At 32.5% G+C, this 15,573-nt stretch carries 17 protein-coding genes; 7 read left to right on the plus strand and 10 right to left on the minus strand.

Translation table 11 applies throughout. The features are described from left to right. Positions 1-13: 13 nt before the first annotated feature. From P5P87_RS02915 to P5P87_RS02940, 6 genes are all read right to left on the minus strand, one after another. A complete protein-coding gene (locus P5P87_RS02915; protein WP_278021504.1) occupies positions 14-739 on the minus strand; it encodes a hypothetical protein in 726 nt (241 codons plus the stop codon). Continuing rightward, complete coding sequence (locus P5P87_RS02920; protein ID WP_278021505.1) at positions 720-1,481, minus strand: glycoside hydrolase family protein; 762 nt, start codon at positions 1,479-1,481, stop codon at positions 720-722. The genes P5P87_RS02915 and P5P87_RS02920 overlap by 20 nt, the downstream gene beginning before the upstream one ends. A gap of 183 nt (positions 1,482-1,664) precedes the next feature. Further along, on the minus strand, positions 1,665-2,792 hold the full coding sequence (locus tag P5P87_RS02925; RefSeq protein WP_278021506.1) for an HAD-IIB family hydrolase: 1,128 nt from the start codon (positions 2,790-2,792) through the stop codon (positions 1,665-1,667). Then, on the minus strand, positions 2,746-2,919 hold the full coding sequence (locus P5P87_RS02930) for a hypothetical protein (protein WP_278021507.1): 174 nt from the start codon (positions 2,917-2,919) through the stop codon (positions 2,746-2,748). Before P5P87_RS02930 ends, P5P87_RS02925 begins: the two co-directional genes overlap by 47 nt. Further along, positions 2,892-3,842 carry a glycosyltransferase gene (locus P5P87_RS02935; protein ID WP_278021508.1) on the minus strand — a complete coding sequence of 317 codons (951 nt, stop codon included), beginning with the start codon at positions 3,840-3,842 and terminating at the stop codon, positions 2,892-2,894. The genes P5P87_RS02930 and P5P87_RS02935 overlap by 28 nt, the downstream gene beginning before the upstream one ends. Before the next feature lie 157 nt (positions 3,843-3,999). Then, entirely contained in the window at positions 4,000-4,791 is a 792-nt protein-coding gene (locus P5P87_RS02940; protein ID WP_340696628.1) for a carbohydrate kinase family protein, read from the minus strand. A 438-nt stretch (positions 4,792-5,229) separates the two neighbouring features. Here P5P87_RS02940 and P5P87_RS02945 point away from each other — a divergent pair, with 438 nt between their 5' ends. From P5P87_RS02945 to P5P87_RS02970, 6 genes are all read left to right on the plus strand, one after another. Further along, positions 5,230-5,802, plus strand: coding sequence for a hypothetical protein (locus P5P87_RS02945; protein WP_278021509.1), 573 nt, complete (start codon positions 5,230-5,232; stop codon positions 5,800-5,802). Positions 5,803-5,943: 141 nt separating this feature from the next. Beyond that, positions 5,944-7,086 (plus strand): TonB-dependent receptor, encoded by a 1,143-nt coding sequence (locus tag P5P87_RS02950; RefSeq protein WP_278021510.1) that lies wholly within the window; start codon positions 5,944-5,946, stop codon positions 7,084-7,086. A 13-nt stretch (positions 7,087-7,099) separates the two neighbouring features. After that, positions 7,100-8,326 carry a TonB-dependent siderophore receptor gene (locus tag P5P87_RS02955; protein ID WP_278021511.1) on the plus strand — a complete coding sequence of 409 codons (1,227 nt, stop codon included), beginning with the start codon at positions 7,100-7,102 and terminating at the stop codon, positions 8,324-8,326. A gap of 55 nt (positions 8,327-8,381) precedes the next feature. Beyond that, entirely contained in the window at positions 8,382-9,377 is a 996-nt protein-coding gene (locus P5P87_RS02960; protein ID WP_278021512.1) for a PepSY-associated TM helix domain-containing protein, read from the plus strand. Then, positions 9,338-9,484: a PepSY domain-containing protein gene (locus P5P87_RS02965; protein ID WP_278022761.1), complete on the plus strand. Its 147-nt coding sequence runs from the start codon at positions 9,338-9,340 to the stop codon at positions 9,482-9,484. Before P5P87_RS02960 ends, P5P87_RS02965 begins: the two co-directional genes overlap by 40 nt. A gap of 451 nt (positions 9,485-9,935) precedes the next feature. Further along, positions 9,936-10,667, plus strand: coding sequence for a beta/alpha barrel domain-containing protein (locus P5P87_RS02970; RefSeq protein ID WP_278021513.1), 732 nt, complete (start codon positions 9,936-9,938; stop codon positions 10,665-10,667). A 75-nt stretch (positions 10,668-10,742) separates the two neighbouring features. On the opposite strand, the gene P5P87_RS02975 is transcribed toward P5P87_RS02970, so the two are convergent. Both P5P87_RS02975 and P5P87_RS02980 read right to left on the minus strand, forming a co-directional pair. Beyond that, positions 10,743-11,552, minus strand: coding sequence for an SDR family NAD(P)-dependent oxidoreductase (locus tag P5P87_RS02975; RefSeq protein ID WP_278021514.1), 810 nt, complete (start codon positions 11,550-11,552; stop codon positions 10,743-10,745). Between the two features lie 69 nt (positions 11,553-11,621). Further along, positions 11,622-12,125, minus strand: a complete 504-nt coding sequence (locus P5P87_RS02980; protein WP_278021515.1) for a TetR/AcrR family transcriptional regulator — start codon at positions 12,123-12,125, stop codon at positions 11,622-11,624. A 347-nt stretch (positions 12,126-12,472) separates the two neighbouring features. Here P5P87_RS02980 and P5P87_RS02990 point away from each other — a divergent pair, with 347 nt between their 5' ends. Beyond that, the gene (locus P5P87_RS02990; RefSeq protein WP_278021517.1) at positions 12,473-12,967 is read left to right on the plus strand and encodes a hypothetical protein; all 495 of its coding nucleotides are present in this window, start codon (positions 12,473-12,475) and stop codon (positions 12,965-12,967) included. Between the two features lie 102 nt (positions 12,968-13,069). Here P5P87_RS02990 and P5P87_RS02995 read toward each other — a convergent pair whose 3' ends face one another. Both P5P87_RS02995 and P5P87_RS03000 read right to left on the minus strand, forming a co-directional pair. Further along, positions 13,070-14,233 (minus strand): outer membrane beta-barrel family protein, encoded by a 1,164-nt coding sequence (locus tag P5P87_RS02995; protein WP_278021518.1) that lies wholly within the window; start codon positions 14,231-14,233, stop codon positions 13,070-13,072. Continuing rightward, positions 14,214-15,458 carry a TonB-dependent receptor gene (locus P5P87_RS03000; RefSeq protein ID WP_278021519.1) on the minus strand — a complete coding sequence of 415 codons (1,245 nt, stop codon included), beginning with the start codon at positions 15,456-15,458 and terminating at the stop codon, positions 14,214-14,216. Before P5P87_RS03000 ends, P5P87_RS02995 begins: the two co-directional genes overlap by 20 nt. Between the last annotated feature and the right edge of the window lie 115 nt (positions 15,459-15,573).

Consider the following 15,573-nt stretch of genomic DNA (forward strand, 5'->3'; position numbering starts at 1 on the left):
ATATTTTTCAGGATCAGAAGTCTGCATATTCGTTTTCTGGTTCTGGAATAACGTGAATTTTAGAATCGCTTATCGAAATTACAGCAGAACAAACATAGATTCCGACTTTTCCTTCGTTGTATTTAAAATCCAATAAAGTCAGTTTCACGATGTCATTTATGGAAAGTTCATAATAATTTCCATAACGGATAATTTTAAATAAAATCTGTTTTTCTTCGCTAATTTCAAATTGATTGGTTTGAATATTTTCAAAAATAAAATTATTCTTGACATCTTTTTCATTAAATCCCCAAGCTCTAAACTGCACGAAACCATTCATAAAATCAATCGAAATATAATATCCAGTTCCTTCTTTATCACATTCGATAACAAAACCCGTTTTTCCCATTCCTTCAACAGACAATGTTCCTTCCCAAACAAAATCATTTGATGGTTTTTCGAAGTCATAAATTTCATAACCGCTTCGACAGCCAAATCGCCATTTGTTTTCATTTTCCAAAACAAATTCGGCTGTCGGATTTCCTAGAATAGGCAATGGGTGAGGCAAATCTTTTTGAAGAATCGTTTTCTGATACAGTTTTTCCCAATAGTAATAACTTTTCAGCAAAAGTCTTCCGCTTTTATCGACATCCAATTCTTTTGGTGGCGGAATCACACGATGTGTATTGACGTTTCCGTCTGCAAAATAGAAATTGTAAACCAAGAAATGTTTTCCATCTTTAACCACTCTGGCAAGCATAGTTTCCTTGTGGCATTAAAACATTATTGTGAAATGCAGAATATTCTCCTCTAAATTCTGGCGAAGACCAATAACGAATTTTAATATCTTCTCTGATAGATCCTAAAAGATAATGCGTTCCTTTAATTTCAAAAACACACGGACATTCCACATCATCATAAACATACGGAATGTGAAGCGGTTTTTGCAAGACATAACCTTCCTTTTCTCTTTTTGCTACACCAATACAGCCTCTGCGGTATGTTGGTCCAGAGGCGCTTCGGGCGCAAATTAACAAATAATCTTCGCCTTTGTATTGGTATTTAAAAGGATCGCGAAAACTAATCCATTGTCGCGGGTTGTTATTTTTGCCTTCATAATGTGGAGCTTCGCTTTTAAACGGAAGTCCGTATAAGTTTTCCTTTTTCCAAGTAAGCAAATCGGTAGAGATTGCTCTTCCTACTTTTTGTTCGATTCCCTTGTCTTGGCGTTTGAGTCCTGTATAATACATTTCATAACCTTCGCCATCCGATTTTTTGCTGATGTGCATTGTCCATAACATATCATCGTCCCATTCTCCTGGATCGCCCACAAATAAAGCGTTTTTTACTCGTTTCCACGAAAGACCGTCTTTTGAAATGGCATGAGCGATATAATCATGATTTGGAATGATTAAATGAAATAAATGATGAATTCCTTTTTCATCTATAAATACATCAACATCTCCAATTTCCCAATTGCTAAATCCTGAACCTGAATACATTTTATTACTTATTTTTAAACTGTTAGTATGTTTTTTTGCCACGAATGGCACGAATTTTCACGAATTCTAATTTGAAGAACTTTGTCAAAGTTGTAGTTGTGATATGTCTTAGATTTTTGCCTAATTAAAAATTCGTGAAAATTTGTGCAATTAATGGCTTATTTTTTATGCTCAACGAATGAATTATTTTATGACTTTATAATGTTTTAAACCTTCCAAAATTCCTTCTGAAGCTGAATTTTTAGCGACATAAATGCTTTTTGTTGTTTCATAATCGGCAAGTTCTGCGCTTCGGTTTCCAACAATAATTCCTTTTACTGAACCTCTAAACATATCGACATCATTTCCAGAATCTCCTGCCGCAATTACATTACTTAACGGAATAGACCATTTTCTGCACAAGAATTTAATCGCATTTCCTTTTGAAGCTCTTTTGGGAATAAAATCTAAAAACTGCCCATGACTCGGAATAATGTTGACTTTGTACCAGCCCGTTCCCAAAGCAGTAATCAGTTCATCATGATTGTAGTGTTCTTTATCATAATAATATGAGATTTTATAAGGGTTTTGAGCTTCTTCTTCCTGAATTTTTATCCATTTAATGTCTTTCAATCTATTGACAATATCTTCTCGTTTCCATCTTCCTGCAAGAAATTTTGCCCAACCTTTATCCAAAATATAATCCTTTCCATTGGTGTAATAAATTTCGGTTCCGACAGAACAGATAATAAAGTCGGGTAGCGGAAACTCTTCTTCATCAATTACTTTTTTAACAAGCGCTAAATTTCTTCCAGAAGCCATTGCAAAAGCCATTTTATCGGTGCGATTGGTTAAATGAGCTTTTAATTCTTTCAAACCTGGATTTGCTAGTTTTGGTTCAATTAAAGTTCCGTCAATATCAGAAACCAATAAGTGATCTATTTTTCGTTTTAATCGACTGATATTGATATTTGGATAATGCTGTTTTTTGATTCCGGTTGAAGAAACTGATAGATTTTCATTAATTAAATCTACATAATGATTAACATGGCTTATCCAACTGTAATATTTTTGAATATTAGTTGCACCATTATTTGAGTAATATTTCCATCGATTTTCATCGGTTAAAATATTTCGGAGTGCTTTTTTGATCTGGTTTTCTTCTTGCGGATTTACTAATTCTCCGTTCTGGCAAACAGGAATAATTTCTGAAGGCCCGCCGTTTTTTGTCACCACAACTGGAAGCCCCGAACTAGCCGATTCGATAACGGTCAATCCGAAGTTTTCATGCAAAGCTAAATTCACAAAAACACCTCTTTTTTCTGCGAGCATAACGATAGATAATCGAAACTTCATTTTCAACATCATGTTTCTTCGGAATTGCCATTTTTCCGTACAAATCGTATTTATCCATCAAAAGAAGCAAATCGGTTAAAACGTTTTTTTCAGATTCTGGCATTTTAGCAATGTCTTTTCGAATTCGGCAAAAATGACCAAATTAGCCATACTTTGCAGTTCTTTGTCTTTTCCGTAAACTTCAATTAAGGTATTCAAGTTTTTATGACGGTCAGGTCTTGAAAGCGCCAGAATAATTGGCTTGTGCGGATTGGTAAGGAATTTAGAAATGCTTTCGGCAACCCAATATTTTCGTTGCGCTTCTTCCATATGTTTATCCGAATCGTTTTCTTGATAATAATAAGGAACAAATTTTCTGGTGTCAATTCCGGGAGAGATCGCGTGGTATTTTCCTAATTCAAAATTTTTATATGCTTTGTAGGTCTCAATTTCCTGTTCGGTAGAAGTGACAATAAATTCTGCGAGTTCTAAGGTTCTTTCTTCAGCAACAATTCGGGCTTTAAACTTGAACTTTTTCTCCAATTCTTCTTCATTTTCTCCACTTTCGATTAATTTCTTCTTTTTGTAGAATCCTAGAGAATGTCCAGTATGAGCGAAAGGTATATTCAAAACTGACGATAATTCGGCTGCGGCGTAACCTGCGTCAGCATAATGAGAGTGAATCCAATCTGGGAAAATATTGTGTTGTTTGATGTGTTGCATCGCACCGTTCACAAAAGTATCTAGACCTTCCCAAAGCTGTTCTTTTGCTTTATATTTTTTTCCCAGAAACGGAATTCGCCTTATATCCAGTTTGTCATTTATAATTTCTACAGGTACTGAGTATTCTGGCGAAAGGGCGGGATCATCTATTAATCTTGTAAAAATATGAACGTGTTCGACATCTTCATGTTGCGATAAAAACTCTGCTAATTCGTATATGTATTTGGTCTGACCTCCGTTGTCAGCATCTCGACCGATTTCGAGACCAGAACCTTTCAAAAGTCCGTGGATATTGATAAGTGAAATTCGTAGTTTTTTCATCATTCTTCCTTATTTTATTGGATTTGCAATTTACTGCGCTCCTCTTGATTAGGACGAAATAATTCCATTTTAAATTTACATATTTCCCATGTTTGGAAGAAAAAGTGAATGTTATAACTATAAAAAAAGCCTGATGTTTAGAATCAGGCTTTTCAAATTTTTAATTTTTGTTAATTAAATTTTCTATATCAAATATTGAAATTTTAGGATTTCCGCCAGCCGATCCAGCGACTAAAGCTCCTGTTGCGCAGGCAAAATTTAAAGCGGCTTGCGGTTCTTTTCCGTTTAGAAGCGAAGTGATCAAAGCCCCCAAGAAAGAATCTCCAGCGCCAACCGTGTCTTCAACTTTTATCGTGTAACCTTCATTTTCATAAAGATGTTTGTCCCATAAAAGCAAGGCTCCATCTTTTCCTCTTGTAACACAAATTGCTGTGGCATTGGTTAAAGAACAGATGAAATTCATATTTTCTTCTAAAGTATTGTAAGGAGAATCTAAAGCGGCGCTGATTTCCATTAGCTCTTCATCATTAAATTTGATAAAATTAGCCGATTGCATTAAGTGTCGCAGAATTTCGTAATCATAATGCGGTTTTCGAAGATTAACATCAAAAACTTTATAGGTGTGTGTGCTAAGCAATTCTTCTAAAGCTTCTCTAGAGACTTCATCTCTGCAAACCAAACTTCCGTAGATTAAAACATCTGAGTTTATGACTAATTCTCTTGCTTCTTCGTTTAAAACAATCTTGTCCCAAGCAGAAGGATAAATAATTTCATAAGTTGCAGATTTACTTTCGTCTAATGTTACATTTACCAATCCTGTAGGGAAATCGTCAGATTTTAGAATAGTTTTGGTTTCAAGGCCTAATTTGTTGACTTCATCTATAATTGCTTCTCCATCTTCATCATTTCCTACACAGCTAATCATATTAGAATCAACACCCAGTGCTTTCATGCGAAGTGCCACATTTAAAGGCGCTCCGCCAATTTTTTTTCATTACCAAAAATATCCCAAAGTACTTCTCCGAAAGCTACAGCTTTTAGTTTTTTGTTGTTGCTCATTTTGTTTTTCTCTTATTTTAAAACATTAAATCAAGTGATTAGAGTTTCACACGATTTCATAAAAATAAAAAAGAATAACGGTTTCTGCAACCCAAATCTAAAAATCATAACAATCTGTTCATTTTAAAAAGTCTAAATTTTTAATTTATATTTGTTGAATAGGTAGTCTTTTTTTTATGAAAATAGAACTTATAAGAAGGTAAAAAGGGTTAAAACGTTATTTTCTTATAATTTTATAAAAGTTACTTCTAAATGAATTAAAAGCAGATCAAAATTGTACTATAACGGTTTGCTAATAAAATTTTACTTTCAAAAACTATTTAAAATTTAAATGAAATTATTTTACAAAGTTGAAGACAAGGAGCTTCTAAAAGTTAGAAATGAAATTTTTAAAGAAGTCGGAATTCCTTTTTTATTAAAAAATGGTTTTGAGCTTTCTCCATTTAAAACTTCATGGCACGGGCAATATGATCGAAACAGCCGCGGCTATACTTATGATTTTAGCAGATTATCTTCAGAAAATTATTTAGAACAACTTTCTGTCAGTATAATTAATGGCGAAAAGTGGATTCAAATTCATTTGAATATTTATGAGCTTAGTCCTGCTTTAAATTCATTATCACTTTTAAAGAATTTTGATGGTTTAGAATTTGGAACTCCAGACAAGATTTCAACTAAAATGAGATTAAGAAGTGACGAATACAAAGCTCCTCCATTATTCTATATGCTTTTTTTACCAGAACATAAACTTGGGAAATTTTATTCTAAAAGTGATTATAAAAGCGAAGTCGCTAAACTTTCGAAATTGATTCAATCTGATATGCAAAACATAAATGTCTTTGTAGAAAAATGGCATAAAATGTTTGTTCCAAAGAAAACGGATTGGGAAGGTAATCTTCTATAATCATAGCTCTTTTTAAGACGCGAGAAATCTAATTGTTTGTTTTTAATTATTTTTTAAGAAAGTTTTAATCTTTTCCTAAGAAGTCAGTTCTCATTTATATATTTGTAACCAGTCTAAATAAGGATAAATTATAAATTTTATATGAAAACAATTTTTAAAACACTTAAAAACAATGTTTTATCTCAAGTGTTTACAGCCTTTTTGATTCTTTTTTCATGCTCAGAAACGGCTTTTTCTCAATCGACTGTTGGTTCAATTTCTGGTAAGGCTCTTCTTAAAGACGGAAATTATTTACAAGGTGCAACGGTTAAAATTTCAGAATTAAATAAAACGACAACAACGGATTCTGATGGTACGTATCAATTAAAAAATATCCCTTTCGGAACTTATTTCGTAGAAATAAAATTGAATGGATACGAATCTTCTCCAGCTTCGGTTATTGTTGATCAGAATAACACAGAAGTTACTCTAGATTTTGAGATGGCTTATACTTCGCAAAAATTAGAAGAGGTAATTGTAAGTTCTGGGGGAAACCGATTTGCAAGAAAAGAAAGTGAAGAAGTTTCTAAAATGAAACTGAAAAACATGGAAAATCCTCAGGTTTATACAATTGTAAGCAAGGAGCTGATGAAAGAGCAGGTAATTACAGACTATAATAGTGCTTTTAAAAACGTTCCAGGAGCTGGTATTTCTGAAGTGAGAAATCAAGGAAGAACGACTAACATCTCTAGAGGTTTTGCAACGCCTCAGTTAGTTAGAAATGGGGTTGGAAGTTTTACCTATAATACAATTGATCCATCCAATTTAGAGCGTATTGAAGTCATAAAAGGACCATCTGCAACTTTGTTTGGAAGTACGATTTCTTCTTTTGGTGGATTGTTCAATAGAGTTACCAAAAAGCCTTTTAATTTCTTTAAAGGAGAAGTGTCATATTCGGCTGGAGATTGGGATTTGAATCGTTTAACGGCCGATATTAACACGCCTCTTAACGAAGATAAAACGGCTCTTTTTAGACTTAATACGGCCTTGCATAGCGAAAGAAGCTTTCAAGATGCAGGATTTAACAAAAGTTTTTTCATCGCGCCAAGTTTCTCTTATGAAGTTAGTGATAGATTGACTTTATTAATCGATGCCGAATTTAGTGTTTCTAAAGGAACATCTCCAACAAGATTAACGCCTTATACAAAAGCGGATGCAACTGCCCACAGCATCGAAGAATTAGGAATTCCGTACAATCTTTCTTTTGCTAATAATACTGTAAATTATACGGGGCAAGCAATATAATATTTTTGCTCAATTGAAATATAAAATTTCAGACGAATGGACTTCACAAACTATTGTTTCGCGAACAAGATCTTCATCTGAAGGATATGTTGTGGCTTTGACTATGTTAAGCAATGAAACATTGAGACAGCAAGTTACCAATCAAGATTATCCTTATTACGGTACAGATATTCAGCAAAACTTTAACGGAGATTTTAAAATCGGAAAATTGCGTAATAGAGTTGTGGCAGGTTTAGATTTTTACAGTCTTCGTGCAACACGTAATGATGCAACGGTAAACATGCCAGCACTTAATTTTAGAAAACCAGGAGATGCATATAACAATTTTACAATCAATAAAATAGAACCTTTATTTGCTAATGCGACGTACACTAATATGGTTTCAAATGATGAAAGAACTTATAGTGCTTATGTTTCTGATGTTTTGAATGTTACTGATAGATTGTTGGTAATGGGAGGTGTTAGAGCTGATCGTTATATCAATAAAGGAGTATATTACCCTAGCCGTGATTCTATTGCTGGAAATTACAATCAGACGGCATTTTCTCCTAGATTGGGAGCTGTTTACCAAGTGGTTAAAGATAAGGTTTCTATTTTCGGAAACTACATGAACGGATTTAATAATGTGGGAGGATCTGATTTTAATGGAAATACTTTTAAACCAAATCAGGCAAATCAATTAGAAGGTGGAGTTAAATTTGACTTTAATAAAATTAGCGCAACTTTCAGTTATTACGACATCAAAGTTACAAACGTAACTCGTGACGATCCAGATCACGTAAACTTTCAGATTCAAGACGGAACGCAATTGAGTAAAGGTTTTGAAGCAGAATTGATCGCTAATCCTATTAAAGGTTTAAATATTGTTGCCGGTTATACTTATAATGATAGTGAATATACAAAAGCGAACCCGAGTATTAATGGTTTGCGACCTACAACTGCTGGTTCGCCTACAACTGCGAACCTTTGGGCAAGTTATAGATTGACCGAAGGAGCGGCTTCTGGTCTTGGATTTGGATTTGGTGGAATTTATGGAAGCGAGTATTATCAAACGAATACAACGACTTTCAAATTCAGTATTCCGTCTTATACCGTTTTGGATGCTTCTGTATTTTACGACAGACCAAAATTTAGATTAGGATTAAAAGTAGACAATCTTACGAATGAAAAATATTGGTCTTATCGTTTAGCGGCTCAAAACCCAACAAGAGTTACGGGAAATATTACGTTTAAATTCTAAGAATACAATTCGTCATTTAAAATGATATTTCTACATTTGGATTTTATTGCAAATTATGACCAAAGGTTTTAAAAATACTATCAGACAAATACATTTGTGGCTCGGTTTAGCATCGGGCCTCATTGTTTTTATAGTCAGCATCACTGGATTTCTTTATGTTTTTGAAGAAGAAATTCGTGATTTTGCCAACAAAGAATATCTGCACGTTCCCGTTCAGGAAAAGCCATTTATAGGTTTAAAAACTATAATTGAAAACTATGAAAAACTGGAACCAAAGCAGAAAATCACAGCTTTAAAAATAAATAAGGAAGAACCAAATGCTGCTGTTGAAGTTTCGACAAAAAAGAAAAAGACTTATTATTTCAATCCATACGATGGAACTTTAATCAATCAGCAAGGAGCAGATTGGTTGAATACTGTACTAGAAATACATCGTACTTTGTTGTTAGGAGAAGTTGGTGAATTTATTCAAGGTTGGGCAGTGGTAATTTTTATCATTATGCTCATATCGGGATTAATTTTATGGTTTCCAAACCAAAGACGCTTGCTTAAGCAATCTTTAAAAATAAAGTGGAGCGGTTCATTCAAAAGAGTCAATTTTGATTTGCACCAAGTTTTAGGATTTTATGCTTCGATATTTCTGCTTTTAATTGCCTTTTCTGGAACGTATTTCAAATATGATACGGTTAAAAAAGGAGTTAGTTTAGTAACGGGAACCAAACTTAGAAAAGGAGATGAAGTGGTTTCTAACGCTAAAATTGATTCGACTACAATTCCGGTTCGTTATAATAACATTTACGAAAGTGCAAATGCGAAATATCCAGGCGCAACTTCGGTTTCGTTTTCAATTAGAAAAACAGGAGAATTGCGATTAAGAATGACGTATCCAAATGATTGGGCAAGAAATCAAAATACGCTTTTCTTTGATGGAAAAACAGGGCAGATGCTCAGAACGAAATTATACAAAGACAACAACAGTCTGCTGATATTTATGAAGCTAGTAATCACGATCTGCATACAGGAGTTTTCTTTGGTCTTACAGGAAAAATAATCTGGAGTTTGGTTAGTTTGATTGGAGCATCATTACCTATAACTGGATTTATAATTTGGTGGAGGAAAGGGAAGAAGAAGTCTAAGAAGAAAAAGGTTCAAGCATAAAAAAAAATCATATAAAAATAAAAAAGCGCAAAATCTGATAGATTTTGCGCTTTTTTATTTTTAGGTAAATGTGGTTGTTCCGTAGGAACATTTGGTCGGTAGAACTATGTTGTTGTCATTGTTTTACGTTCCGTAGGAACGTTTGGTTTTATCATTTTTATGGAGGTGTACATCAAACGTTCCTGATGGAACGTGAATCCGTTGTCGTTTTTTTTCTACCAATTAAACATTCCTACGGAATGATAATCCAATTTTAAATCATTTTTTGTTTGGTTATATTTTGAAATATTGAATCCGACTTTTGTTCGATTTTTATATTAAACTAATTGGCAGATTTAATTTTACTACAAATTTTTCCTAACTCATTACAAAATCTGAATTTTCACTTTTTATTTTAAGAAAATTTGGATTTTGCTATATTAAATTTGGTCGAAATGTAAAAATTAAGACCATGCAGATTAGTTCAATTTCAGGCTCATTCTGGGAAAATAAAAAGAAAAGTTCACTTTGGGATCGATTATTCAGAAGAAATAAAACCATAACTAAAGCCCTTACTACACCAGAGATTATTGGCAAAAACTGCCAAGGTTTACTACTGAAAAACGAAATCATAAAATCATTTCTTTTTTCTACAGATATGGCACTTATCGAAAATAATGATGCCGATGCCATTCTAGCAGTTTATCCGTTTCCGCCGTCTCCAAAAATAATCAAAACCTTGATAGATTTTGCAGGAAAACCTGTTGTTTGCGGTGTTGGAGGCGGAACAACAAAAGGCAAAAAATCTGTAGAAATGGCCATCTATGCTGAACAAGCGGGTGCATCGGGAATTATTGTAAATATTCCGTTTGAGAATAAAGATGTCAAAAAAATAAGAGAGAAAGTTTCTATTCCAATTATCGCTACTGTAACTTCATCTGATCATGATTTTCTGAAAGGAAAGATAGAAGCTGGGGTAAATGTTTTTCATGTCTCTGGAGGAGCAAACACAACTAAAATTGTGAAAGAGATTAGAGCTAAATTTCCCGATTTTCCAGTAATGGCTACAGGCGGAAAAAGTCTCAACAGTATTGAAGAATCTATAGATTCGGGGTCTAAAGCAATCGTACTTTCGCCACCGTCAAATAAGGATTTATTCAAAACAGTGATGGTTAAATATCGAAATACGTTTGGCAATTTTTGATTTAACGATTTAGTAAATAAAATAAGAAAGACAATCATGCTAGATTGTCTTTCTTATTTTAAAATTGAAAATCAATTAACCATGCGCTTCAACTGAAACATCATTCCATTTTTCCCAGCTTTCCAATCTTTGATCGTAGCTTTGTTTTACAAACGGAAATGCCACTTTTCCAAGTAATAAACGTAAAGGTGGATTTTCGTTTTCTACTAATTTTACCACTATTGGAGCAGTCGCTTCAACTTTGCCAAAAATGTTTTCTCTTTCAGCCAAAGCTTTTTTGATTTCGTCATAATATGGTAAACTCTCGCTGGTAATTCCAGTATGCCAGATGTTAGACTCATATCCGTTTGGTTCCAATAAAGTAACATTGATTCCGAATTGTTTTACCTCAGATGCCAATGTTTCGCTTAAACCTTCAATAGCAAATTTAGAAGCGCTATAAAGTCCCATTCCAGTTGGTAAAGTGGCCAATCCTAAAATAGAAGAAACTTGAATAATATGACCGCTTTTTTGCTCTCTCATAATTGGAATAACAGCTTGTGTTAACCATAATGTCCCAAAGAAATTGGTTTCAAATTGCTCTCTCGCTTCTTGTTCGTTTGCTTCTTCAACCGCGCCTGTAAGCGCATAACCTGCATTGTTGATTAAAACATCAATAGTTCCAAAATGCTGTTTTGTTTTCTGAACTACTTCTAGAGATTCTAAACGATTGTTTACGTCTAATTTTAAAGGTAAAATTGCGTTTCCGTATTTTTCTTTTAAATCGTTTAACGTTTCTAGATTTCTAGCTGTTGTCGCTACATTGTATCCTTTAGCTAAAAAAGCTTCTGTCCAAGCTCTTCCAAATCCTTTTGAAGCTCCTGTAATTAAAATTGTTTTTGACATGGTATTTGTTTTTTATAATTAATTAAAAATTCATTTATGACCAATCGGTCATTTTTATGGTAAAAAAAATTATATCAATTTTTCAGATATAATTTTTTTAAGTGTTTTTTCTATTGTTTTCATGTTATCGTTGTTGCCAGACACTCGAGACATTAAATGTCCTCCTTCAAGCATGGCAAAAAGTGTAATGGCAAATTCTGATGCATTCCAATCAGAATCAAATTCTTTATCGGTGATTCCTTTTTCTATAATCGAAGTTAAAAGCACTTGTCCGCGTTTTATAGCGACGTTTACTTTTTCTTTCACAATTGGGTTTGTGTCGTCTGCTTCGGTTCCAAAATTTAACAAAGGACATCCGCCAATTACGGGTGGATTGATTGGGTTGCTAAAAAAATAGATATAAGCAAAAAGTCGCTCTTTGGCGCTTTTGCCTTCTCTAAGTGCATTTTCAAGTTTAGAACTTAATATTTTCATATTATGATCTACAGCTGCGCAGGCCAAAACATCTTTGTTTTCAAAATGTACATACATACTTCCTTTAGACAATTTCGTGGCCTCCATAATATCGCTCATAGAAGTTGCTTGCAATTCCTTTTGTATTAAAAATAGGAGCGGCTTTTTCTATAATAAATTGTCTGGTTTCTTCACCTTTTGTCATGATGGATTGTATTTAACGATGCAAATATATGACCGATTGGTCATAAAAACAAGCAGATAATGATTTTTTTATGTATTTGATTGTTTTATAAAGAGATAAAACAGCTTATGATGTGTTTGAAATTTAGGGATTGTAACTATTTATTCTATTTAAAAAGCATAAGCTTTTAAGAAATTTTTATTTTAAATTATATTTGCTTGAGGAAGTATAAAGTTAAAAATATTTATAAAAGATTAATTGTAAACAAAAGTACAATAGAAGAATGAAAGAGGTTTATAAGATAGCAAAATGTTTATTAATAACATTTATTATTATTTCTTGCAACAACAAAAAAGAAGAGAATTCCGATAAAGGTTTTAAAGAGAATTTATATAAAAATAAAATTTTGTTTTCCAGTTTTCCTGATACTGTAAAAGTAAATAAAGTGATTGATGGCAACCTTCAATACGATGTGAGTAATTTTGATTCTAATATAACAAGCAGTAGATTCTTGGAGCTATTATTATCAACCAGTATAAATAAAGAACTAGCCAATTATAATGAAATTCAAAAAAATATTTTGTTATCGTATGTTGATTCATTAAACACGGGCAAATTCAAATTTAAAGCTGTTTTTGAAAAAAAAGGCAAACAAATGCTAAATATAGCTATACGAGATTATAAATTTCTAAAACCAAATAAAAATACGCCTCCCGATAAAATGGTATTGAGAACTAGTGACTCCTTGTTTTCTAAAGAAGTATATGTAATTGAGTAAAAGATTAATTTATGATGTAAAGATTATTTAGAGAAAAATATACTATTAAAGATTCACTTAATAAAACTGCGCAAATCTCTCGAATTGCGCAATATTTATTTCTTAATTTGCACGATTCCTTTCCTCTTCATTTCCAAAGTTTCTTTCGTTAGTTTTTACACTTTGATTTCCAAACTTATAACTCAAAGCAATTTTAAAAGCTCTAGAATCTCTGTAGTTTTCCATCGTATTTTTAATTCCGTTTGAATAATAAGAAATTAAAGGTTTTTGTGCGTTCAATAAATCTTCTCCAGTTAAAGTGATTGAAAGATTCTTTTTTAAAGCCAAAAACTTGACAGAAACATCTAAAATATTTAAAGTCGAAATATTAAAAACTTGATAACGTCCTGGTAATTGCAAACCATAATTTAAACCAAAGAAAAGAGTTTTAGATTGATTTACTGTAAAATCGTTATTGCTATAAATATAACCGTTGTAACCGTCTACAGAAGCAATTAAATTGGTTCTAGATTTTACGTTTTGATAGTTTAAATTGAACCCCATAAAGCTATTCCACCAAGAATATTTATTGAAATTGTAGTATGTTGAAAGACCGATTTGGTAAGTATCAGCGTAATTGATTGGTGTACTTTTGGTAATATTCGTTTCAGGATCAATAATTGCTAATTCTTGTCCGAAATTAGAAACCTGAGAAAAATAGATTGTATTTACCCATTTTTGATTTCGGATATAAGAAAACTCAAAATTATCTATAATAGAAGGTTTTAAGAACGGATTTCCTTGAGAATAGTAAAAGGGACTAGTTCTAATAACAAACGGATTCAAGTAATCAAAATCAGGTCGGCGGATTCTTCGGCTGTAATTTAAAGAATACGAGTTGTTATCGTTTGCATTGTAGGTAACGTAAGCCGTTGGAAACAATTTGATATAATTGTTTTTGTTAGTTTGGTTTAGATTTTCAGAATAGCCTTCTGTTTGTGTAGCTTCTGTTCTTAAGCCGATTTGCGTTTCCCATTTTTCGTTTAATTTTTTGTTTGCAGAGAAATAGATTGCTTCATTGTATTCTTTGTATGTGAATATATTAGAATAATTGGTATCCAGAATCAGAGTTCCAGTTTCGTTGTCAAAAACAGTCAAATTGTTTTTAGTATTAGTATAAAATCCTTTTCCTCCAAAACTAATATTTGCCCAAGAATAAGGAAGTGAAATGTCAATTTTTGCCGAATAATTTTTCAATCGGTTTAAGTTAGAATTGATTGCAAGCAAAGTAAGTTTCGGGAATATTTTCATTTTGGTTGTCTATTTCATTTCCTGAAAATGTACGAGAATCGTCTTTTTGATAATTGAAATAATCCAAATCAACCGTAATATTTTTGCCTTCATTATTTAAGCTAAAAACGTTATTCCAATTTATAGAATTCATTTTCGGTTTGTTCTGTGCATTTACATCAGATAATATATAAGAATTGATTTCTCCAGAAGTATTGTAACGAGTTGTCAGCGGATTATTTACTGCATTTCTATCATTAAAACTTCCTAAATATTTTACTCCAGACGTCCATTTTTCAGTCAGTTTATAATCGGCACCAAAACCAATGCTCAATATATCCGTTTTTGATTTGGTTTTAAGATCATGTTTCCAAAGCTCATTTGGATAATAAATTCGATTATCAGAAGTGGTGCGAAATTGATCTGTTCCTTTATTAATTGAAGCCTGAAGCGACAATTTATTATAATTGTAGATAAATAATCCGTTTATATTTCCGCTTGCATAATTTCTTTGCACATAAGTAGATCCAAGATTTGCAGTCCAAGAATTTGCTTTGGCGGTTTTTAATTTAATATTGATTAAACCGCTGTTTCCTTCTGCTTCATATTTTGCTGGTGGCGTTGTAATTACTTCGATACTTTTTATGTTATCAGCAGGAATCGATCTTAGAAATGCAACAAGATCTTCCTGAGTCATTTTATTCAAACGATCATCAATCATAACCAAAACTTCTCCTTTTCCAACAATAGAAATCGTTTCATTCTGAACTCTAACTGTTGGTGTCGATTTTAAAGCGTCTAAAGCTGTTCCGCCAGTTGCAACAACAGAATTTTCTACATTAAAAACCAACCGATCTACTTTTTGTTCTACCAGTTTTTTTCTTGATTTTATAGTTACTCCGTCTAATTGCACTAGTTCTTTCACCTCAATTATTCCTAAATCAAGATCTTGATTTACGATTATTTCTTTGTTGCTGAATTCGGTTCCAAATTGTTCTATAATTAATCTATAATTCCCTTTTTCAGGATTTAAAATAAAGTTACCTAAACTATCAGTTGAAGCTTGTAGATGTAAAGTTTTGTCTCCTTTTAATAAAGATGCCGTTGCAAATTCGAGCGGTGTTTTATTCTGATTGATGATTTTTCCTTTTACTGAAAATTGTTGTGCGAATACGTTAATTTGAAATAGAAATAAAATTGATGCTAAAATGATTCTGTTCATGGTTTTGAATTTAATTACAGGACAAAACTGTTAGAATTAAAACCTAAAAACCACTTTTATCGACAAACCCATTCGATTAATCTGCAAACCCGTTAAAATGCTTTTTACTGAATGT

Source organism: Flavobacterium ginsengisoli (assembly GCF_029625315.1).
Lineage (GTDB): Bacteria > Bacteroidota > Bacteroidia > Flavobacteriales > Flavobacteriaceae > Flavobacterium > Flavobacterium ginsengisoli.